Origin of the sequence: Streptomyces violaceorubidus (assembly GCF_000717995.1) — a bacterium.
Lineage (GTDB): Bacteria > Actinomycetota > Actinomycetes > Streptomycetales > Streptomycetaceae > Streptomyces > Streptomyces violaceorubidus.
This window is the reverse complement of the sequence record NZ_JODM01000001.1, coordinates 663,797-687,800: the sequence shown is the minus strand read 5'-3', so window position 1 is coordinate 687,800 and position 24,004 is coordinate 663,797. Positions and strand designations below refer to the sequence as shown.

14 protein-coding genes are annotated in these 24,004 nt (G+C 72.3%); 7 read left to right on the top strand and 7 right to left on the bottom strand.

Features of this window, described 5'->3' with window-relative positions; translation table 11 throughout:
* Positions 1 to 237: 237 nt before the first annotated feature.
* The 7 genes from IE94_RS0103210 to IE94_RS0103180 all read right to left on the bottom strand — a co-directional run bounded on the left by IE94_RS0103210 (position 238) and on the right by IE94_RS0103180 (position 7,783).
* Positions 238 to 2,850 (bottom strand): SpoIIE family protein phosphatase, encoded by a 2,613-nt coding sequence (locus tag IE94_RS0103210; protein ID WP_030145818.1) that lies wholly within the window; start codon positions 2,848 to 2,850, stop codon positions 238 to 240.
* A gap of 300 nt (positions 2,851 to 3,150) precedes the next feature.
* Complete coding sequence (locus tag IE94_RS0103205; RefSeq protein WP_051777208.1) at positions 3,151 to 3,597, bottom strand: ATP-binding protein; 447 nt, start codon at positions 3,595 to 3,597, stop codon at positions 3,151 to 3,153.
* Between the two features lie 42 nt (positions 3,598 to 3,639).
* On the bottom strand, positions 3,640 to 4,053 hold the full coding sequence (locus tag IE94_RS0103200; RefSeq protein WP_030145816.1) for a (deoxy)nucleoside triphosphate pyrophosphohydrolase: 414 nt from the start codon (positions 4,051 to 4,053) through the stop codon (positions 3,640 to 3,642).
* A gap of 89 nt (positions 4,054 to 4,142) precedes the next feature.
* Positions 4,143 to 4,334 carry an SPOR domain-containing protein gene (locus IE94_RS0103195; RefSeq protein WP_030145815.1) on the bottom strand — a complete coding sequence of 64 codons (192 nt, stop codon included), beginning with the start codon at positions 4,332 to 4,334 and terminating at the stop codon, positions 4,143 to 4,145.
* Positions 4,335 to 4,767: 433 nt separating this feature from the next.
* Complete coding sequence (locus tag IE94_RS0103190) at positions 4,768 to 5,520, bottom strand: GntR family transcriptional regulator (protein WP_030145814.1); 753 nt, start codon at positions 5,518 to 5,520, stop codon at positions 4,768 to 4,770.
* 147 nt (positions 5,521 to 5,667) lie between these two features.
* Positions 5,668 to 6,813: a DUF4190 domain-containing protein gene (locus IE94_RS0103185; RefSeq protein WP_030145813.1), complete on the bottom strand. Its 1,146-nt coding sequence runs from the start codon at positions 6,811 to 6,813 to the stop codon at positions 5,668 to 5,670.
* A 139-nt stretch (positions 6,814 to 6,952) separates the two neighbouring features.
* On the bottom strand, positions 6,953 to 7,783 hold the full coding sequence (locus tag IE94_RS0103180; protein WP_030145812.1) for an oxidoreductase: 831 nt from the start codon (positions 7,781 to 7,783) through the stop codon (positions 6,953 to 6,955).
* A gap of 94 nt (positions 7,784 to 7,877) precedes the next feature.
* Here IE94_RS0103180 and IE94_RS0103175 point away from each other — a divergent pair, with 94 nt between their 5' ends.
* The 7 genes from IE94_RS0103175 (at position 7,878) to pglX (ending at position 23,937) form a co-directional block, all read left to right on the top strand.
* Positions 7,878 to 8,807 carry a LysR family transcriptional regulator gene (locus IE94_RS0103175; protein WP_030145811.1) on the top strand — a complete coding sequence of 310 codons (930 nt, stop codon included), beginning with the start codon at positions 7,878 to 7,880 and terminating at the stop codon, positions 8,805 to 8,807.
* A 260-nt stretch (positions 8,808 to 9,067) separates the two neighbouring features.
* Positions 9,068 to 11,962, top strand: a complete 2,895-nt coding sequence (locus IE94_RS0103170; protein ID WP_425337949.1) for a helix-turn-helix transcriptional regulator — start codon at positions 9,068 to 9,070, stop codon at positions 11,960 to 11,962.
* Positions 11,963 to 12,180: 218 nt separating this feature from the next.
* The gene (pglW, locus tag IE94_RS0103165; RefSeq protein ID WP_037921499.1) at positions 12,181 to 16,608 is read left to right on the top strand and encodes a BREX system serine/threonine kinase PglW; all 4,428 of its coding nucleotides are present in this window, start codon (positions 12,181 to 12,183) and stop codon (positions 16,606 to 16,608) included.
* A 41-nt stretch (positions 16,609 to 16,649) separates the two neighbouring features.
* Positions 16,650 to 17,159, top strand: coding sequence for a hypothetical protein (locus IE94_RS37100; RefSeq protein ID WP_157849319.1), 510 nt, complete (start codon positions 16,650 to 16,652; stop codon positions 17,157 to 17,159).
* Positions 17,156 to 18,553: a KGGVGR-motif variant AAA ATPase gene (locus tag IE94_RS0103155; protein WP_030145807.1), complete on the top strand. Its 1,398-nt coding sequence runs from the start codon at positions 17,156 to 17,158 to the stop codon at positions 18,551 to 18,553. The genes IE94_RS37100 and IE94_RS0103155 overlap by 4 nt, the downstream gene beginning before the upstream one ends.
* Positions 18,550 to 20,037, top strand: a complete 1,488-nt coding sequence (locus IE94_RS0103150; protein ID WP_030145806.1) for a hypothetical protein — start codon at positions 18,550 to 18,552, stop codon at positions 20,035 to 20,037. Before IE94_RS0103155 ends, IE94_RS0103150 begins: the two co-directional genes overlap by 4 nt.
* Before the next feature lie 93 nt (positions 20,038 to 20,130).
* Positions 20,131 to 23,937 (top strand): BREX-2 system adenine-specific DNA-methyltransferase PglX, encoded by a 3,807-nt coding sequence (gene pglX / locus IE94_RS0103145; protein ID WP_030145805.1) that lies wholly within the window; start codon positions 20,131 to 20,133, stop codon positions 23,935 to 23,937.
* The last annotated feature ends 67 nt before the right edge of the window (positions 23,938 to 24,004 follow it).

Genomic DNA, 24,004 nt, shown 5'->3' with positions numbered 1-24,004 from the left:
TCCCCTCCCTGCGGTCCGGCCCCGGTCGCGGTGGCCGGATTCCGCGCATACGCTCCCAGCGTGGTGCCAGCGGGGACGACTCGAACCGGCGTTCCGGTTGCGGTCAGGGGTGCGTGACGATGATCTCCGCCGATCTGCTGCCGCCCCTGGTCACGGCCGGGGCGGCCCTGCTGCTGGCCGGGTACGGGCATGTGCGCCGCACCCGGCGGGCCCGGACGCGTACGACGCCCGGCCGGGTCAGAACAGGCTCAGCAGGGCCTCCGCGGGGTCGGTGAGCTGGGTGTCGGCGCCCGGCAGGGGCAGTTCGAACCAGACCGTCTTGCCGCGCGGTGTACGCCGTGAACCCCAGGCCGCGCTGAGCAGTCCGACCAGTTGCAGACCGCGGCCGCCCTCGTCGGTGTCGCGGGCGCGGCGCCGGCGCGGCTGGACCAGGCCGGAGTCCCAGACCTCGCAGACCAGGGTGCGGTCGAGCATGAGCCGGAGCCTGATCTCGCCCTCGCCGTAGCGGAGCGCGTTGGTGACCAGCTCGCTGACGAGCAGTTCCGTGGTGTCGACCAGCGGCTCCATGTCCCAGGCGAGCAGCTGGGCGCGGGCGTACTCGCGGGCCCGGCCGACGCTGCGCGGCTCGCGCGGCAGGGTCCAGTCGCCCACCGAGTCGCTGGGCAGGCCCTGGACGCGGGCCATCAGCAGGGCGATGTCGTCCTCGCCGTGGTGGCTGTCGAGGGTGTTGAGGACCTGGTCGCAGACGTCCTCCAGGGGCTGGGAGGGGTCGGTGAGGGCGCCCACGAAGGCCTGGAGTCCCTCGTCGAGGGGATGGTCGCGGCTCTCGACCAGTCCGTCGGTGTAGAGGGCGAGCAGGGCGCCCTCGGGCAGTTCGACCTCCACCTCCTCGAAGGGCTCCCCGCCGACGCCGAGCGGCAGGCCCGGCGGCACGTCCAGCATCAGCGCGCTCTCGCCGGGCTCGACCAGGACGGGCGGCAGGTGGCCCGCGTTGGCGAAGGTGCAGCGCCGGGTCACCGAGTCGTAGACGGCGTACACGCAGGTCGCCAGGTAGACCTCGGACAGGTCGGCCTCGCGGGGGCGGCGGGCGGCCCGGGTGGCCTGCTGGACGCCTCCCGGCGCGCCGAGGCCGCGGGCGATCTCGTCCAGCTGGGAGAGCACCTCGGCCGGTTCGAGGTCGAGCTGGGCCAGGGTGCGCACGGCGGTGCGCAGTTCACCCATGGCGACGGCGGCGCGCAGACCGCGGCCCATGACGTCGCCGACGACCAACGCGGTGCGGTGCCCTGGGAGTTCGATGACGTCGAACCAGTCGCCGCCGACCTCGCTGGCCCGGCCGGTGGCCGCGTTGCCGGGCAGGTAGCGGCAGGCGATGTCGAGTCCGGAGGCCTCCGGGTCGCCGGGCGGGAGCAGCGAGCGCTGCAGTATCAGCGCGCGTTCGTGTTCGCGCCGGTAGAGGCGGGCGTTGTCGATGCAGACGGCGGCGCGCGCGGCCAGTTCCACGGCGAGGTCCCGGTCGCGGTCGCCGAACGGCTCGCTGCCCTTGGCGCGGGCGAACTGGACGAGTCCGACGACCGTGTCGTGGGCGACCATCGGCACGGCGAGCGTGGACTGCACGAGGCCGCCCTCCTCGGCGGGGACGACGCGCGGCCGGGCGGTGCGCAGGGCGTCCGCGCAGGGCGAGTTGAACGGGAAGTGGTGGACGGCGCCGAGCTTGACCCGCTCGCCGGCGCCCTGGAACGGCGCGTCCGAGACGGCGCTGGAGAAGGCGACACGGCGCAGTTCCGCGCTGCCGTCGGCGAGGCCGGGCGGGGTCTGGTCGCCGACCAGCAGGCCCTGGTAGAGGTCGACGGTGGCCAGGTCGCAGAAGCCGGGGACGACGACGTCGAGGAGTTCGCGGGCGGTGGTCTCCAGGTCGAGGGAGTTGCCGATGCGGGCACCGGCGTCGTTCAGGAGGGCGAGGTTGCGCCGGGCGGCGGCGGCCTCGCGGGCGGCCTGGCGGCGGGCGGTGATGTCGGTGCCGAGCCAGGCGACGCCGATGGGCCGGCCGGAACCGCTGTGCACGCGATAGAGGTTGACGGACCAGTGGCGGCGCTCCTGCGAGCCCGGCACGAAGCCCGTGACGTGCATGTCGGTGATGGACTCGCCGGTCTCCAGCACCCGGCGCAGGGTCGCGGAGAGCCGGTCGGCCTCGGCGCGCGGCAGGTAGTCGTGGACGCCCTTGCCGCGGTGGTCGTCGGGGGTGCCGCCGAAGATGGAGGCGAACCGCTGGTTGGCGCGGCGCACCCGCAGTTCGGGGTCGATCAGCAGGAACCCGAACGGGGACTGGCCGAAGATGGCCTGCGACGCGGCGAGGTCGGTCTCGATGCTGCGCAGGACGCGGACGTCGACGACGATGCAGACGGCGGCCTTCGCCCCGTGCTCCGTGCGCGTCGGCATGACGTACACCTCGGCGAGCCCGCGCCGGCCGCTCCGGCCGCCCGCGTGCCGGCCGATCCCCTCGGCCTCGTCCGGGGCCCGGAAGGGGACCACGCCGGTCCACTCGCGCCCGTCGAGGATCTCGGTCATCTTGCGCTGGCCGCGCTCGCGCAGATCGGGGTCGATGAAGGCCTCGATGGGATCGGTGCCCACGGCGTCCTCGGCCCGGATGCCGAGCAGTTGCTCCGCGCGCAGGCTCCACTGGTCGACGAGTCCGTCGGGGCCGATGGAGAAGGAGGCGACCTTGATGTAGTCGTAGATGGAGCCGGGCGGGCTGCTCTGCCACACCGCGTCACCGAGTGGCGCGTCTGCCGACGGGCCCTCGGACGCCGTGGACTCCGTGGGCTCCTCGGCCCTCGCTGGTATCTCGCTCACGCGAACCGTCCCCTCCAGCTCACCGCGTCCGGCACCGGTCACCGGAGGCGGCTGCCCGCAGTATCCAGCACTACGGCGCCGCACGACACGGTGTTCACGATCACAGCACGGTCCCGATGGTTCTCGGTCCGGACCGTGACAACACTTCCAGTCTTCTAACCAGCGGACACGGCATCGAATCACGCAGTTCCACAACTGCCACCGGCCTGAACCGGTCGGCGGCCGGAACGAGGGGCGATGCAGGGACATTTCAGACACTTGCCCGAGGTGTCGGCGACGGTGCGTCACGAGTCCGTCGCGCTAGCGCGGCAGGGAGAGTTCGAACCACACGGTCTTGCCCGCCTCGCCGGGACGGGTGCCCCAGCGCCGCGCGGCGGACGCCACCAACTGCAGACCGCGGCCGTCCTCGTCGTCGGGGCGGGCGGCGCGTTCACGGGGCGGGTCCGGCAGCGGGTCGGAGACCTCCACCAGCAGGACCCCGCAGGCGCCGTCGGGGCCGCGCACCACGCGGACGCCGATGGGACCGGTGGCGTGCCGCAGGGCGTTGGTGACCAGCTCGCTGACCAGCAGGGCGGCGATGTCCTCGACGCTGTCGAGCCGCCACTCGCCCAGAGTGCGGCGGACCAGGGAGCGGGCGGCGCGCACGGCGTCCGGCGCCGCGGGGAAGACCCACTCGGCACTGTCGCCCTCGCCGTCACGCACGCCGATCACTTCCCAGGCCGACGACCCATCGCTGCCCGTTTTCATGGGGTTAATGGGCACATACCCTTTATCCGGGCCCGGTACCGCTCACCGGGGCCCCGCCTCGATTCCCAGGTGGGCGAGCACCTGCTCGACGGCCGGTACGTCCTGGTCGAGCCAGGGCACGTCCCAGACTTGGGCGGGGGCCAGCCAGCGCAGTGCGTCGTGGTCCTCAAGGGGCTCGGGGGCGGCGGAGCCGGGGCGCAGCCGGGCGGTCCACACCTGGAGGACGAAGGGCGCCCTCAGGGGCCACTGCCCCGGGACGCGCTCACCCGGCTCGGCCGCCACCCCGAGTTCCTCGCGCAGTTCGCGCACGAGCGCCGCCTCGGGCGTCTCGCCCGCCTCGACCTTGCCGCCGGGCAGCTCCCACCGTCCGGCCAGTTCGGCGGGTGCGCTGCGGCGCGCGGCGAGCAGGCGCCCGCCGTCGACCAGGGCGGCGCCCACCACGATCCGTTCCGTCATGCGCCGGAGCCTACGGCCTGCCCGGCCGGACCCGGCCCGGGGTGCGCGGGCGGACCAGGCCCGGGGTGCGCGGATCGGTCGGCGGTCGGTCAGTCCGGCGTGCCCTGCCCGGATGTGCCGAGCTTCTCGACCCAGTAGAGCTGCTTGTGTCCGCGACCGTCGAGGGTGTCCGCGATCTGCTGGGCCTCCGCCCGGGTCGCGTACCTGCCCACGCGGTAGCGGTTGCCGTTGTCGTCCTGCCGGAAGACCAGCCAGGGAAGAGTGACCGTGCTGTCGTTCATCGCGCCCCTCCACTTCCCGTGCCCGCCGCCCATGGCATCCGCCGCGCCCCGCCCGCCAAGGAAACCGCAATCCGCATATGCCCGAGCCTACGCCCAACCTTCACGGAGCGAATACGGCTTTGCACAAAGAGGTACGCAACCAGCCAGAACGCAGGGGGCGCACGACGCATGGCGCGCCGTCTCCGCACACCGATGCCTCCGGTCACGGGCTTGGCGGGGCTGGCAGGGCTGGCGAGGCGACCTGGGGGAACGACCGGATTGCGGCCCCGTCGCGAAGGGCGCCGAGGTCCCGGACGCATGCGCGGGCGAGGGGGCGGAGCGCCGGAGGCGCACGACGGGCGTGCGCCATCTCACACCGTCGCACGCCGCCCCACTCGGCGACCGGGCGTGTCGGCGCCCGTGAACTCCCGTGTACGGAGACCCGCTTGACGGCCTACCTGACCGGCAGGTGGTACGCCACCCGGTAACGATCGGCCGGGACGACCACGTCGGCCGTCTCCACCGCCCGCCCCGAGGCGTAGAAGGTGCGGTGGACGACCAGCACCACGTGCCCCGGCACGCCGCCGAGGGCGAGCAGCTCCTCGGCGAGTCCGGGGCGGGCGCCGACCTCCTCGGTGACGTTGTCGACGACGACGTCGATGGCGGCCATCCGCTCGACGACGCCCATGCCGCCGAGCGGCCCCTCCTCGGGCAGCATCACGGGGGTGCGGCCGGTCAAGTCCAGCGGCTCCCAGGAGGTGGAGAGCATGACGGCCTCACCGGCCTCCCGGAAGACGTACCGCGTGCACATCACCCGGTCACCGGGCTTGATCCCCAGCCGCTCGGCGACGGCCCCGCTCGCCTCGGCCTGTTCGCTGCGCGACTCCCAGGTGCCGTGCGCGTCGGTGTCGGCCTGCTCCTGGCGGAAGGGTGTGGCGCCACCGGCCGGCCGGTATCCGGAGCGGGCGACGCGCCGCGGGACGGGCCGCTCGCGGACATAGGTGCCGGAGCCGGAGCGGCCCTCGACCAGCCCCTCGGCCATCAGCACCTTGCGCGCCTCCAGCGCGACGGTGTCCGAGACGCCGTACTCCTCGCGGATCCGCGCCTGGGACGGGAGGCGGGTGTGGGGCGGCAGCAGGCCGTCGGCGATCTTCTTGCGGAGATCACCCGCGACACGCAGATACGCCGGCTGCTCACCGAATGTCACTGGCCGCTCCCATCAGGTTGTACAGACAGCAACAGCGTGGCAACCCTGGGTTGGCTCAGGCAAGCAAAGGCCAGAGAATCACTCGATGTGATGACCTGTGGGGCCCGAGGTCTTTACGCAGGCACTTTCTCCCCATAAGAGCCGCCCTCACACCTCCACGCCGGGGTCCTCTCCCCCGCCGCCGCCACCGCCCTCGCCGCCGCCCTCGTAGTCCGGCGGTGTGGTGGCCAGCCCCAGGGCCTTGCGGGCGGTGACCGTGCTGTCGGCCACGACCAGGTCGTAGCCCTTGCCGTAGTGCTCGTAGTACGCGTCGAGGTCGGCGGCCTTCGCCGCCAGGCCCCACTCCCGCTGTGCCACCCGCAGGTCGTCGGTCAGGGCGGCGACCGGGCGCTCGGCGTCGGCGGGCCAGTCGTGCCCGTCCAGCATCGCGATCTCCCCCCTGAGCGCCTCCGAGACCTGCCCCGCCCAGACCCGGTAGCCCGCGAGGTCGTCCTCGACGGCCTCCGACGCCGGCACCTCGTCCATCGCCCGGTTCAGGTAGCCCTCCGCGAGCAGATACGTGTGCTGGTCCGGGTCGAGCCGCGCGCCGTCGTTGCGCAGCGAGCCGGTCAGCGTGTCGCGCTCGTCGGTGTTCCCGAACAGGCAGGTGATCTCGCGGTCGCCGGTCCGCCAGCTGTCGGAGGTCGGGGTCAGGTAGTACACGTCGACGTCGGCGGGCAGCGCCCACCGGTCCATCGCGTAGGCGTCCTGGAGGGCGTAGCACCGGTCGTCGGCGGCGCGCGTGATCTCCGCGTCGCCCGGGTAGGCCCCGTCCGGCAGGTCGAAGGCGGCGAAGACCTCGCCGTCGTGCTCCTGCGCGCAGGGCACCTCGTCGACGTCGTACGTCACCCCCTGGAGGGAGCCGCCCGGGGTGGTGAAGCACTGGCCCTTCTTGAGGGAGTAGGCGGTGCCCTCGCCGCGCGCCGCGTCCCGGAAGCCGTCCCAGAAGTCGCCGGCGGCACCGGTGGAGAGCGTCAGCACCCACAGGGCCAGCCCCACGGAGGACAGCACGCATCCGGCCACCGCGAACCCCTTGCCCCGCTCGCCCCGCTTCCGGATCCCGGCCAGCGCGACCAGCCCCAGCACGAGACCGACGGCCGGCACGAAGCACAGGACCCCGAGCACGAACGCGGCGATGGCGAGCCCGTTCACGGGAGCCTGCCGGGGGTACGGCGCGAGGGGCCGGCCCCACTGCGGAGCGTACGGGCCCTGGGGGTACTGCCCTTGGGGTCCCGGCGGTGGCGGTATCGACACGGGTACCGTGCTCCTGTTCCAGAGGGGTGCGGCGACGGGTGCGGCCTCGCGCATCGTAAGCGGGGTCCGCGCGAGGGGTGGTGCGCGGCCCCGGTGCGCGGGTCGCGGGCGCGCCGGGCGACGCCCGCCCCGGTGCGGCTCAGTCGTCGAAGGCCGTGGCCCTGGTCTGCTTCTCCCAGGCCTCGACCTCCTCGCGGACCTGGTCGAGGTGGCCGAGGACCGCGCCGACGCCGTCGTCGCCCAGCGGCAGGCGCAACGGGGTGTGCTCGGCCGCGAGGGCCGCGCGGATGACCGCCGCCGCCTTGGCCGGGTCGCCGCCCTGGCTGCCGTCGCCCGCGGCGATCATCCCGCGGGTCTCGCCGACCTTGGGGTACGCGCCGCTGTCGACGCTGATCCCGGCGTTCCCGGGCTCGAACAGACCCGTGCGGAAGGAGCCCGGCTCGACAATCAGCACCTTGATCCCGAAGTCCCGGACCTCGTCCGCGAGCCCCTCGGACATGCCCTCCAGGGCGAACTTGGTGCCGCTGTACGCCGAGAAGCCCGCGAAGGACATCTGCCCGCCCATGCTGCTCATCTGCACGATCGCTCCCGAGCGCCGCTCCCGCATGGACGGCAGCACCGCGCGCGTCAGCGCGGCCGGTCCGAAGACGTGCACGTCGAACAGCGCGCGCAGCTCGTCCTCGCCGGTCTCCTCCAGGGCCCCCACGTGCGTGCGGCCCGCGTTGTTGACGAGCACGTCGACCCGCCCGTGCCGCGCCACCACGTCCCGTACGGCGTCCCCGGCGGCGGCCGTGTCCGCGACGTCCAGGCGCAGCGCCTCCATCTGGTCCGGGTGAGCGGCCACAAGATCGTCGAGTGCCTCGGGACGCCGTGCCGCACCGACCACGACGTCGCCGTCGGCCAGGGCCGCCTCGGCGATCGCCCGCCCGAAGCCGCTGCTCGCACCGGTGATCAGCCACACCTTGTTCATTTCCGACTCCCTGGTTCCCTCGGTTCCCCTGCTCCGACGCCAACCAGCCTGGGCCACACGTCGGTTGCCGGTCCAAGACCCGCGGTGATAGCCAATGGGCATGACGACGGACGTACACGTGCGGGAGCTGCGCTACTTCGCGGCGGTGGCCGAGGAACTGCACTTCACGCGTGCGGCCGAGCGCCTGTACGTGTCGCAGCCCGCGTTGAGCAAGCAGATCCGAGCCCTGGAGCGGCAGTTGGGGGCCGAACTGTTCCGCCGTGACCGCCAGGGTGTGACCCTCACCGAGGCCGGTACGGCGCTGCTGCCGCACGCCCGGCGGGTGCTGGCCGACTGGACCGAGGGCGCGGCGGCGGTGGAGGCGGCGCGGGCGGCCCGGCGCGGCACCCTCGTCGTCGGCATGAGCACCAGCCCCGGCCGCGGCGGCCTGCTGCCGGCGATCCGCTCCCGATTCACGGCGGCCCACCCGGAGGCGGTCCTGCGGCTGCGGCAGGTGACCTGGGAGGACCCGACCGCGGGCCTGTCCGACGGCACCGCCGACGTCGCGTACGTGTGGCTGCCGCTGCCCGACGCCGACCGCTACGCCTGGACGGTGGTCGCCGAGGAACCCCGCCTGGTCGCCCTGCCCGGCACCCACCCCCTCGCCGCCCGCGAGGAGATCGACTTCGCGGACCTGACCCACGAGCCGTTCCTCGCCCTGCCCCCGGAGGCGGGGGTGCTGCGCGACTTCTGGCTGGCGCTGGACGAACGGCGCGCGCTCGACGGACCGGACGCCCGGCCTCCGCGCGTCGGCGCCGAGATATCCGGCACGGAGGAGACGTACGAGGCCCTGGTCGCGGGCCTCGGCATCTGCCTCGTGGCCACCGGAAACGCCCCGCTGATCACTCTGGGCGGCGTCGTCACCCGCCCGGTCCGCGGCCTGGCTCCCAGCCGCTACGCCCTGGCCCGGCGCCGCGAGGACGAGGGGCGGACGCTGGTGCGCGGGTACGTGGAGGCGTGCCGTCAAGTGGCAGCCCGGACCTGACAGGCCCTCGGGATGGTTGTGCGGGCCGCCCGTCGCCCAGTCCGAGCCGGGCCTGTTCCTCCTCGACGACCTGACGGGCCAGGTCGGGGCCCAGGACGTCCACGGCATCCGGCCTCGCCTCGGCCACGGCGCTGCGCCGGGCGTAGGCGCCGAAGAGCCGGGCCTTCCGTGCGGGACCGTGGCGGGGCGGTCCCGCCGCCGCCCCACGGCCGCGCCGCCGCCCCGCTACTGTCGTACAAATGCCAGTTTCTGGAGCAGCTGTGTCGAACGGTGGAAGCGCTCGAGCGGACCGGAGTCCGGCCACGGACCTCGGCCCGACCGCGGTGAGCCGGGAAACCGAAACCGCCGACCTCGGCCCGACCGCACTGGACCGGGAAACCGAAACCGCCGACCTCGGCCCCACCGCGCTGGACCGGGAAACCGAAACCGCCGACCCCGGCCCGACCGCACTGGGCCGGGAGACCGAGAGCGCGGACCTCATGCGGCGCGTCGCCGCCGGCCGGACCCGCAGCGCGGTGCTGGTCGTCGAGGGTGAACCGGGGGTCGGCAAGAGCACCCTGCTCGACCTCGCCGTACGGCGGACGCGCGGGGCCGGACACCGGGTGCTGCGAGCGGTCGGCAGCGAGTCCGAGCAGCATCTCGCCTTCGCCGGTCTGCACCAGCTGCTCCGCCCGGTCCTCGGAGACCTGGACGGGCTGCCCGCACGGCAGCGTTCCTCGCTCGGGGCCGCTCTGGGGCTGGCCGACCGTGCCGCGCCCTCCGACGCCCTGCTCGTCGGCCTGGCGGTGCTGACCCTGGTGTCGGATCTCGCGGAACCGGCGCCGCTGCTGGTGGTGGTCGACGACGCCCAGTGGATCGACCGTGCGTCACTGGACGTGCTCTCCTTCGTGGCCCGGCGCATGGACAGCGAACCCGTGACGCTGCTGATGGGCGTGCGCGCCGCCGCCTCGCTGCCCGGATTCGACACGGGGTACGAGCGCCTGGCGATCGGCCCCCTGAGCGGGGACGCGGCGAACCGACTGCTCGACGAGCAGCCGGGGCCGCCCACCGGGCGCACCCGGGCCCGGATCCTCCAGGAGGCGGCGGGCAACCCGCTGGCCCTGGTCGAGCTGGCCCGCGCCGCCGCGAGCGGACAGCCGGAGGGCGCCGGACGGGAGGGCCCACTGCCCGTCACCGACCGGCTGGAAGAGGTCTTCGCGCGGCACCTGCGGCACCTGCCCGACACCACCCGCCGCGCCCTGCTGCTGCTCGCCGCCGCCGACGCGGCGGACGCCCCGGCGGCCGCACGGGGCCTGCCTGAGGCGGCCGACACGGTGTGGGCACCCGCCGAACGGGCCGATCTCGTACGACGGGACAGCGGCGGGGTCTCCTTCCGTCACCCGCTCGTCCGCTCGGCGGTCTACCACGCCGCGCCCTTCGAGGAGCGCAGACGTGCGCACCTGGCCCTGGCCCGGCTGCTGGGCGAGGAGCCCGACCGGCGGGCCTGGCACCTCGCCGCCGCGACCGTACGGCCCGACGCGCAGGTGTCGGCGGCCCTCCTGGCCCGGCGCCGGGGCGGCCACGCGGCCGCTGCCGCCGCCTTGGAGCGCGCCGCGCAACTCAGCCCGCGCCGCGCGGACCAGGCGCGGCTGCTGGCCGACGCCGCGGGCGCGGCCGTCCTCACCGGCCAGCTCGGCTGGGTGGAACACATGGCCGCCGAGGTCCGCAAGCGCACGGACGACCCGGCGCTGCTCAGCCGGGCCGCGCTGGCGACGGGGCAGCTCATGACGGTGGGTGCGCACCACACGGCCGCCTTCGCGCTGCTGTCGCGCATCGCCGGGGAGGCGGCGGACGCCCGGTCGCCCCACCTGCTGGACGCGCTCGCCGCGGCGGCGGTGGTCCGCTACTACTCGGGCGAGGAGTCCCAGCGGCAGCGCATCGAGGCCCTGCTCTCCCAGCTGCCGGACTCGCCCGCGGGTGGTGCGCTGCGCGCCTGGACCCTGGCCGTCTCCGACCCGCCCAGTGTGGGAGCGTCCCTGGCCCCGGCGCTGCCCCGGCTGATCGCCGCGGCCGGGGACGACGCCGGTTCCCTGACCGCCCTCGCCGTCGTGGCCTGGCTCCTCGACCGGACCACGCTGGCCGCCGCGACCTTCGACGAGGCGTTCGGCCGCTGGCAGGCCCTCGGTCCGCTGCCGGCCGGGCTGGCCTGCGCCGCAGGCTGGGCCTATCTGGAGCAGGGCCGCTGGGCCGAGGCCCGCACGGTGGCCGCCGAGATCACGGAGGTGGCCTCGCAGGCCGGACTGGCTCACGCCGAGGCGTGCGCACGAGCCCTCGACGCGACCGTGCTGGCGCTGCTCGGTGACCCGGCCGAGGCACGCCGGAACGCCGAGCGGGCCCTGGCCCTCGTCGATCCGCTGGAGAGCCGCTCCGTCGCGGTCTTCGCCCACCGCGCCCTGGGGCTGGCCGCGGTGGCCGAGGGCGACTACGACACCGCGTACGCGCGGTTCCGCTCCGCCTTCACCGAGGACGGCGACCCGGTCCACTACCACGTCTCCCACACCGTCCTGGCCGAACTCGCCGCGGCGGCCGTCCGCCGGGACCGGCGCGAATCCGCCGCGGTCCTACTCGAGCGATCGGCACGGCGCCTGGGCACCGGCCTGTCGGCGCGTGCCTCCTCCCTGGTCGAACGAAGCCGCGCCCTGCTCGCCGAACCGGAGCACGCCGAACGGCACTTCCGGGCGGCGCTGGCGGACGAAGCGGGCGAGCAGTGGCCCTTCGAGCGGGCCCAGACCCGGCTGGACTACGGAGAGTGGCTGCGCCGCCGACGCCGTATCGCGGAGGCCCGCCCGCTGCTGACCGAAGCCCTCGACACGTTCCGCCGGCTCGGCGCCCGCCCGTGGATCGAACGCGCGAAGGCGGAACTCCGGGCCGCCGGCATCGAGGCGAACAGCGTCGCACCCGGCGCACTCACCCGACTCACCCCGCAACAGCAACAGATCGTCCGGCTCGCGGCCCGCGGCCTGACGAACCGCGAGATCGGCGAGAAGCTGTTCCTCTCCCCCCGCACGGTCGGCTCCCACCTCTACCGCGTCTTCCCCAAGCTCGGCATCACCACCCGCGCCCAACTACGCGACGCGGTCGACGGCACACTGACGGATGCCGGGGCAGCGCGGTAGGGCCGCCTCACGGGCCAGACGTTACGGGGTCCTGAGTATCGCAGCGCTTGAAGGCTCGCCACACTATCGCTGCCCGGCGCGGCGAACCGTCGTCCCTCCCGAGTCCGCGGCTGACAATCGAGCCGGCGTGCAGCCGCCGGAAGGGGCCCCTGGCTCCGCGCTTGGCATCGCTAGGCTTGCTCCATTACGACGCCAGTCCATGACCGGAGGACCCCACCGTGACGCCGACCGCTGCCAAGCCAGGTCTCCCGGCGCGTCGCGAGCACTGGTTCCAGCCCCGTCGGTCGAGTTTCCGGTGGGAGCAGGAGGGCCTGGAGCACGTACGGCAGCTGATGCCGAACGCCGAGCCGTACCGGGCGTGGGCGACGTTCCGGTTCACCGGTGTCACGGGCCGGGTCAACGAGTGCGATCTGCTGATCGCCGTGCCCGGTGGCGTCTACCTGCTGGAGCTCAAGGGCCACCCGGGCCGGGTGGTGAACCACGGGGACACCTGGCAGTTCCACGGTGACCGGGTGCGGACGCTGCGCAATCCCCTGCACCTCACCGACCTCAAGGCCAAGGAACTCAAGGCACAGCTGGAGCGCGCCGCGCACGCGGCGGGGATTCCCGAGGCGAAGATTCCCTTCATCAAGCCGGCGGTCTTCCTGCACGACCCCGACCTGATGAGCGAGCTGGACGAATTCCAGCGCGCGTCGGTGTACGGACGCAACGACGGTACGAGCAAGCTGCCCGGCATCTGGGACGGTCTACTCGGACTGCCGCCGGAGCGGGAGAGCTGGCGCGTGACCCCGCAGGACAGCCAGCGGCTCGAAATGCTGATGAAGCGGATCGGGATCAGCCACTCAACCAGCCATCTGCGCTTCGGTGACGACTGGCGGCTCGCGCCGCGCGCGCTGGACGCGGGCCCCGGCTGGGAGGACCGGCTCGCCGTACGCGACGACGCCCTGGTGAAGGAGAGCGGCAGGGTCCGGATCTATCTGTCGGGCCAGGCCGCGTCCGCGGAGCAGCGGGGCCGGGTGGACCGGGCGGCTCTGCGCGAGTACCAGGTCCTCCAGGGCATCAACCACCGGGGCATCGTCCAGGCCGTCCAGATCCGTGAGCACCAGGGCGGCCCGGCGATTCTCTTCCGGCACCGGGAGTCGGACCTGCGGCTTGACGCGTACCTGGACGCGTACGGCGACCGGCTCACTCCTTCCGTGCGCCTGGACCTGGTGCGGCAGCTCGCCGACGCCGTCCGTTACGCCCACGACCGGTCGCTGTACCACCGGGCGCTGTCGGCGCGCTCGGTGTACGTGTCGGCGCGTGAGGACGGCACGGAACCGGTGCTGCGGATCGCCGACTGGCAGACCGCCGCCAGGGACTTCGACACCACCTCGCACCTCAGTCTCGGGCAGACACCGCTGGACTCCGGACTGGTGGCCGACGTCGCCCAGGTGTACCTCGCCCCGGAGGCCGCCAGAGAGTTCGCCGACCCGGTGGACCTCGACGTCTTCGGTATCGGAGCCGTCTCGTATCTGCTGCTGACCGGCAAGCCGCCCGCCGACGTCCGCGGCGCCCTGGTCGACCGGCTCGCGGCAGAGGGCGGGCTCCGTCCGTCCGCGGCGTCCGACAGCGTTTCTGCGGCACTGGACGACCTGATCTTCCAGGCCACCGCCTCCGACGTGCAGAACAGGACGTCGTCCGCCGATGAGTTCCTGCGGCAGCTCGACACGGCCGAGGCGGACGATGCCGCGGCCCGGCGCGGGGCCGTCGAGGTCGCGGACCCGCTCTCGGCCAAGGCCGGCTGCCGTCTCGACGCCGAGTGGGAGGTCGTACGGGTGCTCGGCACCGGTGCGACCGCTCGCGCCCTGTTGGTACGCCGCGTCGAGGACGGGGTCCCGGACCCCTCGTCCCTGCGGGTGTTCAAGGTGGCGCTCGACCGGGAGAAGGACGCGCGGCTCCACGCGGAGGCGAAGGCGCTGCGCGAGGTGGGCGGCAACCGCATCGTGAAGCTGCTCGCGCCCCCTCGTGAGCTGGGCGGGCACACCGTCCTGGAGATCGAGTACGCGGGCGGGTTCAGGCCCGCGGACGACCGGGAGGCGGTCAGTCTCGGGTCGCGGCTGCGCAACGAAGGCCGGCTGGGATACGCCCAGCTGGAGCGGTTCGGCAACGATCTCTTCGAGGCCCTGGACAGTCTGGCCGCCCGTGGGGTGCGCCACCGCGACATCAAGCCGGACAATCTGGGCCTGTTCAAGCGCAGTGACGGCTCCTGGCAGCTGATGCTGTTCGACTTCTCCCTGGCCGACGCCTCCGACCAGGACCTCCATGCGGGTACTCGCGGCTACCTGGACCCCTTTCTGGGCGGCAGCCGCCGCTCCCGCTTCGACGACCACGCGGAATGGTACGCGGCAGCGGTCACGCTGCACGAGATGGCCTCGGGCGAGCGGCCGGTATGGGGCGACGGCCAGGGCGATCCACTGACCGTCCCCGAGGCCGAGCTCTATGTGGCGCGCGAACTGTTCGAGCCCGCGCTGGCGGAGGGGCTGACCGAGTTCTTCGGCAAGGCCCTGCACCGGGACGTCGAGCAGCGTTTCGACAGTCTCCGCCAGCTGCAGGAGGCCTGGCGCCAGGTCTTCCGCCGGGCGGACTCCACGCGTCCGCCCACCACTCCCGCGACCGTCGACACCCAGGCGGCGGACATCGAGGACGCCCGCGAGCAGGCCGCCGCCGCCGCGAACCTGTCGACCCCCCTGCATGCCGCGGGGCTGTCGCCGCGGGCGGTGTCGGTGGCCGCAGGTCTGGGCGCCGAGACGGTGGGCCGGCTCCTGGACATCCCGCCGCACACGATCTCCCGCGCGCGCGGCGCCGGCAACGTGATCCGCAAGGAGCTCAACCGGCGCCACCGCCAGTGGACCCAGCAGCTCCGCAAGCGGGCCACGGCGAAGCAGCCCGTACGGGTGGCGGCCGATACGCCCGTCGAGCCCTTGGAGTCGGTCGAGACGCTCGCGGCCCGGCTGGTCCCTACCGAGGGTGGTCCCCGTACCCGCCCCCGGCGCGACATCGTCCTCGCGACGCTGGGTCTGCCGGGTGTCGCAGAGGCCGCTGACCTGCCGCCGTGGCCCGCCCAGTCGGCGATCGCCAAGGCCCTCGGCGTCAGCCAGCCGACTGTCTCGGGCAATCTGAGTGTCGCGATCGAGCAGTGGGCGGCGCTGCCCTGGCTGGAGACGATCCGGGACGAGCTGGTGACCATACTGTCCGAGCAGGGCAGGGTCATGACGGCTCGGGAACTCGCCACCGAGCTGCGGGTGCGGTACAGGCCGCACGACGAGGACGGCACGGAGGACCGGGCCGGGCTCCAGACGCAGGCCCTGGCCGTCGTGCGGGCGGCCGCCGAGATCGAGGCCCGCCGCGACGACGCCGCTGCCGCGGGAGACAGCGACGAGGAGGGCGCCTCCCGGTTCGCGGTGCTGCGGCGCGGCAGCACGGTGCTGCTGGCCCTGGTGGATCTGCCGGGCAGCGACGATCCGACTCCGGTGGAGCTCGCCGAGTACGCGACCCTGCTCGGCCGGGCCGCCGAGCAGGTCGCGGCCCGTGATCCGCTGCCCGGCGGCGGCACCGCCCTGCGGGAGCTGCGTGCGGTGCCCGCCCCGGAGGGGATGACCCCGCTGGCTGACACCCGTCTGCTGACCCTGGCCGCCGCGTTGGCGGGCGGGGTCGCTGTCACGCCGCGTTTCGAGCTGTTCCCCCTGGACCTGGGCCTGGACCGGGCGCTGCGGATCTCACAGGCGGCGGCCGGGGTCCGCCCCGGCATCGGAATCGGCGCCGACGAACTGATGAGCCGGGTGGGTTCCCGCTTCCCCGGCCTCGCCACGCTCGCGGGCGTTACCTACGTGGAGTGGGAGGAGGCCCTGGCCGAGGCGCACTTCCCGCTGGAGTACGACAGGGACCGGCGGCGTTTCTTCCCGCTCACGCGGGACTCCGAGCAGAGCCGCCCGGCCTTCACCGGCTCGGTGCTGACAAGCACCGGCGCGCTGTACGACGCCGCGCAGGGCCAGCTGGCGGAGGGCCGCGATCCGCGCCGGGTGATGGAGGTGCGGCTTCAGGAGGTGGTGCGCCGGGGCGGGTTCCTCGCCCTGACCGTCCGGGGCGTCCAGTTGCCCGGCACGGCCGAGCGCCTCGCTGCCCGGTTCGGTGTGCTGGCAGTCGATGTGGACGAGCTGTTCCTCGCCGCCCTGCGGACCCTGGCCGACGAGCAGCACGTGCGGTGGGGTGCCCTGCTCAAGGCGGACGCGAAGTTCGCCGGTACCGGCCGCATCGGTCCGGCGCTGGCCTCCTACACGCGGCTCGCCGCCGAACGCGTCGCCGCCCGCTGCACGACGCTCGCCGAGCAGGCGGGCCCGCGCACGGTGCTCCTCGCCCACCGGGCCTCCCTGGTGGCCCGGTACTGGGAGGCGGGCGGCCGCGAGCTGCTGGTCTCTCTCCAGGAGGCGGCACGCCGCCCGGCCAGCGTGCCACACGGTCTGTGGCTGCTGGTTCCCATGGACGACCCGCAGGCCACCCCGGCACTGGACGGCCGCACGGTGGACGTGGTGGACCGGATGAGCGAGTGGGTGGTCCTGGAGGGACTGTTCATGAAGGAGCTGGAGGGGCTCCTGGAGGCAGGCTGACGACTGACGCCAGATCAGCCGGGCATCTTATGATCTGCGTCGTGGGGGACGACGAGGAAAGCAGGACGGCGAACACCGACTACGCCTGTGCGGGGGAACGGCATTACGAGGATGCCTCTTACCTCCACGGCGACGGACGGCTGCTGAACGCGGACCATCTGTTCGGGCTCGCGGTGGAGTGCCTGATGAAGGCGTTGCTGCTGCGGTTCGGCGGGTCGCACCGGGTGTCCATGAGGAACAGCGGGGGATCCGAGAGCGACCGGCTCTGGTGGGACGACCCCAACGCCCAGAACCCGAACAGGAGACGCAGGGCACTGGGGCACATCAACGAAATGATCCAGGCTCTCCCCCTGCTGCTCGACGGACGCCCCGGTCCCGCTCTCACCGAAGCTCTGACGAGGGTCTCCGCGGACTTCGAGGAGTGGCGCGTCGACGAGCGCTACGCCGATGGAACCCACCTCGACCCGGCGCTCCTATCCCGCCGTCAGGAAGCTGCAATGCTGGCCCAAGAGCTGCATTTGCACGTCCAAATCACCGGAAAGCTGCCATGACCCTCTACGACGAACCGATCCGCTTCGACCAGGCGCGCCCGGCCGCCGTCGCCCTCGCCCACGAGGTCGCCACGGCAGGCCTCGACGTCCTGCTGGTGAGGGACGTGCTCGGCCGGTTCTCCCTGATCGTGGACGATGCCAAAGAGGAAGGCGCAGCCAGTACCGAGCAGGCCGACCGTTGGCGGGAGTCGTTCACCGGCGGACTGGGTCGCTACAGCGGGGAACGTCCGCTGGTGCTGACCTCGGTCACCCGTCTCCCTAAGACGCTGACGGCATCGCCCCGCGCCCTGGAGATCGTGGCAGCCACGGGTACGGCGGGTGCTGTCCGGCTTCTCGACAACACGGTCGTGGGCGAGGAGTGGTCCCATGTGACCACGCCCCCCGCCACCGACGACGGTGGGACACCGAGCCCCCGCCGTACGGCGCTGTACGGCTTCAAGGGCGGTGTGGGCCGAACGACGGCGACCGCGGTACTCGCCCGTCGGCTCGCCGACCAGGGGCTGATCGTGCTGGTCGTCGACCTGGACCTGGAATCGCCAGGTGTGGCCCCGCTCCTGCTCGGGGACGGCACACTATGCACGCACGGTGTCGTGGACCACTTGGTGGAGTCGGCGCTCGGCAACGAGGACGGCCTGGAGATCGTGGCCCGCTCCGGCTACAACCCGCGCAACCGGGGCGAACTGTGGATCGCCCCGGCGCGCGGCGCGGGCACCGAGGGCGTGCCCAACGCGTACGTGGACAAGCTCAACCGGGTCTACGCGGACGCGGAGGGCGCCCGTTTCGCCGACCGACTGGCCGCCACGGTCCGGGCCTGCGAGGAGGCGGTGGAACGGAGCGACAGCGGCCGCCTGCCCGACGTGGTGCTGCTCGACAGCCGGGCGGGCATCCACGACGTGGCCGCGGTGACTATCTCGCACCTGTGCGACTACGCGCTGCTGTTCGGCGCGGACACCGACCAGACGTGGTCGGGTTACCGGGACCTCTTCGAGGCGTGGGCGGCCTCCGGGCAGGCCCCGGCGATCCGGAACAAGCTACGGATGGTGGCGTCCATGGTCCCGGACTCGGCGCACTACTCGAAGGACACCCACCTCGAATCCCTCCGCCGGAACGCCCACGCGACGTTCAGCGTCCTCTACGACTCGCTCGCGCCGGACGAGGTCGCCGGCGCGTCGGAGGGCTCCTGGGACCTCGACGACGATGCCGCGCCTCACTCCCCGATCCCGATCCTGTTCGAGCCGGGCCTGGTCGGGATGAACGTGCCCCGCTCCCCGGACTGGCAGGAGCGTGCCTTCGTCGAGGCCGCGTACCGTGACTTCCTGCACACGGCCGTCCCGTTGATCATGGCGGGCCCGGCCGGGGATTCCGACGCCGAGTCCGAGGACGAACGCCCATGACCGAGCCGCTGAGCCCCGGCGAGTACCGCGACCTGCTGTCGCGCGCGCTGGAGGGCACCGTGGACGCGGACACCCGGCGTCCCGAGCCGCACACCCTGTACATGCCGGACGCGCACCGCGCCGCGCTGTACGTCGACAGTACGGTGGTGCAGGGCGACCGGGGTGTGGGCAAGACGTTCTGGGCGCGTTCCCTGCTCGACGCCGAACTGCGCGCGACGGCGGCCCGCGAGTACCGCATCAACCGGCTGAACCGGCTGCGCGTCACGCCCGGCTTCGGCATGGACATCGTGCCGCACTACCCGGGCCCGCTGGTTCTGCCCTCCCTGCTCGCCGGCGACGCGCTGCCGGAGGAGATCTGGCGGGCCGTGCTGCTCACCGCCCTGGGTCAGCCCGAGCTGCGGGCGACGGACGACTGGGCGGAGCGCGTGACCTGGGTGCGTACCAACGCCGGACCGGCCGAGGCCACCCTGGCGCGGGCGGACGCGGAGGCCGCCGCCGAGGACATCGTGCATCTGCTGGTCTTCGACGGCCTGGAGCACCTGCACAGCGACTGGGACACCCGCAACCGAATGATCGCCGAGCTGCTGCGCCTGGCCATGCGCATGCGCTTCGGCACACGCAATATCCGCCTGAAGGTGTTCCTGCGTCCCGACATGTTCGACGCGGCCAAGCAGCTCTTCCCCGACGCGTCGAAGCTGTCCGGGAACGCGGCCCACCTGGAGTGGACCCGCGCCGACCTGTACGGCCTGCTCTTCCACCACCTGGGCAACGAGGACGACGAGGCCGCCGAACGGTTCCGCCGCTTCACCGGCGGCTGGGAGCTGTCCGAGACCGGCTCGTCGGTGCGGTACGCGGCCCCGCCCGGCCTGCGCAACGACGAGAAGGCCCAGCAGCAGTTGTTCGAGCGCATCGCCGACCCGTTCATGGGGACGAACGTCCGCCAGGGCCGCCCCTACACCTGGCTGCCCAACCATCTGATGGACAGCAACGGCCGGATCAGCCCGCGCAGCTTCCTCAAGGCCCTCGACGTGGCCACGGAGACGACCCGCGCCACCGACCCCTCGCACAGCCGCGCCCTGCATCACGACGCCATCCGGAGCGGAGTCCGCGAGGCGTCCGGGGTCCGCGTGGACCAGATCTGCGAGGACACCCCGTGGGTCGAGCGGGCGATAAGGCCGCTCGCCGGCTGCCAGGTCCCCATCGCCCAGCGGGAGATCATCGGCATCTGGAAGGCCCGCGATCTCTCGAGGCTGCTGCGGGAGGACACCGCCCGCTACGCCCAGGCCGACCGCCCCGACCTGGTCCGCACCGGCCCCCGCCACCCCGACGACCTGCCGCGCCTGGTCCAGGAGCTGATCGACCTCGGAGTGCTGCGCCGCCGCGACAAGAACGACGACGACTACTCCCTGCTCGACCTGCCCGACATCTACCGCCTCGCCTTCGGCCTGGGCCGCCTCGGGGGGATTCCGCTCGCCAGGCGGTAGGTCCCGGTGGGTCCGCCAGGCCGTGTGGGCTGGCAGGATGGACGGACCGGCGCGAGAGCACGCGCCGCAGTCCCGAAGCGAAGGAACACCCCGGTGCCCTCCCAGGAAGCCCCTACCACCGCCGAAGCGACGGACACACCGGCCGTCGCGCCGCTGGACCACGACGCCCTGCTCAAGGACCTCCAGAAGCAGGTAGGGCTCCTGGAGGAAGACCTGCGTGAGCGCGCCCACGGCGACGGCGAGCAGGCCGAGGCGCTGAAGGCCGAGTACCAGCGGGCCCAGCTGTCCGACCGCACCTCCGTCCCGTACGGGTCGTGGCTGGAGGAGCGGGTGGTACAGATTGCCGCCGCCTGGGTCCTCGCGTGCGTTTTCGTCCGCTTCTGCGAGGACAACGGCCTCGTCCCCGACGCCCGCCTCTCCGGCCCCGGTGACCGGCTCGCCGAGGCTCAGGACAACCACGACGACTTCTTCCGCAAGCACCCCGAGCTGAACGACCGCGACTGGCTCAAGGAGTCCTTCCGCGCGCTCGGCCGCGAGCACGAGATCGCCGAGGGTCTCTTCGACCGGGCCCACAACCCCCTGTGGGAACTCGACCCCTCCTACACCGCCGCCTCCCGCCTGCTCTCCTTCTGGCGTGAGCGTGGCTCCGACGGGCGCATCCGCTACGACTTCACCGACCGGTCGGCCCTCAACACCCGCTTCCTGGGCGACCTCTATCAGCACCTGTCCGAGTACGCCCGCAAGACGTACGCGCTGCTCCAGACCCCCGAGTTCGTCGAGGAGTTCATTCTCAAGCTCACCCTGGATCCGGCCCTGGAGGAGTTCGGCCTGGACCCGGTGTGGAAGCACGTCCCGGAGGACTGGCGGGGGGAGGCGTCCGAGGAGATCGACGAGAACGGCGACCTCACCACCGTCGTCCGCGGCCTGCGCTGCATCGACCCCGCCTGTGGCTCGGGTCACTTCCTCCTCGGTCTCTTCCGCCGGGTCCTCGCCGCCTGGCGCGAGGCCGAGCCCGGAACGGAGAACTGGAAGCTGGTACGCCGTGCGCTGGAGTCCGTCCACGGCGCCGACAAGAACCCCTTCGCGGTCTCCATCGCCCGCTTCCGCATGCTCGTCGAAATACTCAAGGAGTGCGGGGTTGGCCGCCTCTCCGCGGTCCCCAAGATGCCGATCCGCATCGCGGTCGCCGACTCCCTGCTGCACGGACGCGACGCCGGCCGCGAGACCGACCCGACCTTCGACGACGTCGAGCGGGGCGAGGCGTTCACCTACCGCACAGAGGATGTACGGCGGTACGTGAAGGAGGCGGACCTGCTGGGGCGGGGTTCGTATCACGCGGTCGTGGCGAACCCGCCGTACATCACGGTCAAGGACAAGGCGGAGAACGAGAACTACCGCAAGATCTACTGGGCGTGCTCCGGGAAGTACGCCCTGTCGGTACCGTTCGCCCAGCGGATCTTCGAACTGGCGGTCCGGGCGAGCGGTGACGAGAGGAACGGTGGCTTCACCGGGCAGATCACGGCGAACTCCTTCATGAAGCGGGAGTTCGGGGCGACGCTGATCCAGTCGTTCTTCCACGGGGGGCCCTACAAGGACCCGCAAACGCGGCGCCTGCGGGACTTTCCGGGCGTGGAGCTGACGCATGTGCTGGACACGTCGGGGGCGTACATTCCGGGGCATGGTACGCCGACGGTGATTCTGGTGGGGCGGAACCAGGGGCCGCGGCAGGCCTTGCCGATTCGGGCGGTGTTGGGGGTTCGGGGGGAGCCCAGTCAGCCGGAGGACCCGGCGCGGGGTGAGGTCTGGAAGGCGATCACTTCGCAGTGGCGGAAGCCGGGGAGTGAGTCGGAGTGGGTGAGCGTGGAGGATGCCGAGCGAAGGAGGTTCGCGGAGTTTCCTTGGTCTCTCTCCGGGGGCGGGGCTGGCCATGTCATGGACATCATCGAGGGGAGCGCGGTTCGTAGACTCAGCGAGGTCATCGACTCGACAGGATTCCACGACATCCTGGGCGAGGACGATGTGTTCAGTGCCGATCGTGTACCGACACAGTGGAAGCAGCAGCAGGTCGCCCACAAGACCCTGGTCACGGGTGACGTCTTGCGTGACTGGCACCTCGATACTGAGTCCGCGGTTCTGTGGCCTTACCGCGGTACCGGGCCGGACCTACCATTGCAGTCGACCCAGCTCTTTTGGCCCTACCGGAGCAACCTTCGGTCCGGGCTGACCTTCGGCAAGACGCGGGAAGAACGCGACATGGCGTGGCACGAGCACATCATGCTCTCTTGGGTGCGCACCAACGCCGCCGCGTTGATCGCCTACGGGGAGGTCGCCACACACAACCACTTCGTGCTGGACCAGAGCGGAAAGGTGTTCAACCGTACCGCTCCGGTGATCAAACTACCCGAGGCTGCGAGCGAGGAGCAGCACCTTGAGTTGCTTGGGGTGCTGAACTCATCGGTGGCTTGCTTCTGGATGAAACAGGTGAGCCACGTCAAGGGCGGCAGCGGCATCGGCCGCGGTGTCCAGGACGAAGCCTGGGAAAACCGTTACGCGTTCAATGGAACCCGACTCCAGGACTTCCCGCTTCCTCCCGAGCTCCCCCTGGGTCTCGTTCGCCGAATCGACGCCCTCGCCCAAGAGCTGGCCACCCACGAGCCCACGGCTGTCACGACCAGCATCACACCCCCAACCCCCGAAGCCCTCGACGACGCCGAGGCCGAGCAAAAGCGGATCCGAGGGCGCATGATCCTGCTCCAGGAGGAGCTGGACTGGACTGTGTACGGGTTGTACGGGCTACTGACTCGCGCCGAGGTCGAGCGCACCACCCTTCCCAGCGATCCTACCGACCTCAGCTACGCCAACGTGCCTCAAGTAGAGCTTGGGCAACGCGCATTCGAGATCGCACTCGCCCGCAGCGGTGCCGACACCGCGTGGTTCGACCGGCACGAGTCAACTCCGGTTACCGAGATCCCGCCCGCACCAGACTGGCCCGATTCCTACCGACGGATCGTTCAGGCACGGATCGATCTCATCACCGACAACCAGGACATCCGCCTGCTCGAGCAGCCCGAGTTCAAGCGTCGTTGGTTGACCAAGTCCTGGAAGGACAGGGAAGCCGCTGCCCTGCGGTCCTGGCTGTTGGACGCCATGGAGCGTGAGGAGCTGTGGTTCGAGGAGCGGGACGGGCTCGACTCCCCTCGTCCGCTGACGATCTTCCAGCTCGCCGACGCCCTCCGTCACGACAGCGACGTGCAGGACGTCGCCAGGCTCTACGCCGACCGCCACCTCGACAAGCAGGACGTGCCGCTGTCCACGGTCCTGGCCGCCGTCATCGAGCCCGAGCACGTCCCGTACCTCGCCACGCTCCGCTACAAGGAGTCCGGCCTGCGCAAGCGCGCCCAATGGGAGAAGGTCTGGAAGGACCAGCGCGACGAGGACAAGGACGGCAAACAGCGTGGCATCAAGGTCCCGCCGAAGTACACGTCCGCCGACTTCCTCAAGCACAGCTACTGGTCGAACCGGGGCAAGCTGGATGTCCCCAAGGAGCGGTTCATCTCCTACCCCGGTGCCTCCCCGGACAACGACCCCTCACTCCTCATCGGCTGGGCCGGGTGGAACCACCGCTACCAGGCCGAGGCCCTCGTCAATCTCCTCAACGACCGCCTGAACGTCGACGGCTGGCGCAAGGAGGACCCCCGGTTCGTCCCGCTGCTGGCGGGGCTCGCGGAGGTCATGCCGTGGGTCGAGCAGTGGCACGACGAGTACGACGACGAGTGGGAAGGCAACCCCGCCGAGGAATTCAACAGCGCCCTCGTCGCCGGCCTCTACAGCCGCCACCTCTCCCGGGACGACCTCGCCGCCTGGCGCCCCGAGAAGATGCGGGGCAGGGCAGCCAAGTAGCCCCGGCCGACCAACGCCGAACACGCCCGAGGGGCGAGGCCCCAGGGCCTCGCCCCCTCGGGCACAT

Excerpts from the sequence above, each read along its gene's own strand:
- IE94_RS0103175 (WP_030145811.1), top strand. The coding sequence starts at position 7,878 with ATGGGCATGACGACGGACGTACACGTGCGGGAGCTGCGCTACTTCGCG.
- IE94_RS0103155 (WP_030145807.1), top strand. The coding sequence starts at position 17,156 with ATGACCCTCTACGACGAACCGATCCGCTTCGACCAGGCGCGCCCGGCC.
- IE94_RS0103180 (WP_030145812.1), bottom strand. The coding sequence starts at position 7,783 with ATGAACAAGGTGTGGCTGATCACCGGTGCGAGCAGCGGCTTCGGGCGG.
- IE94_RS0103150 (WP_030145806.1), top strand. The coding sequence starts at position 18,550 with ATGACCGAGCCGCTGAGCCCCGGCGAGTACCGCGACCTGCTGTCGCGC.
- IE94_RS0103205 (WP_051777208.1), bottom strand. The coding sequence starts at position 3,597 with ATGAAAACGGGCAGCGATGGGTCGTCGGCCTGGGAAGTGATCGGCGTG.
- IE94_RS0103195 (WP_030145815.1), bottom strand. The coding sequence starts at position 4,334 with ATGAACGACAGCACGGTCACTCTTCCCTGGCTGGTCTTCCGGCAGGAC.
- IE94_RS0103200 (WP_030145816.1), bottom strand. The coding sequence starts at position 4,053 with ATGACGGAACGGATCGTGGTGGGCGCCGCCCTGGTCGACGGCGGGCGC.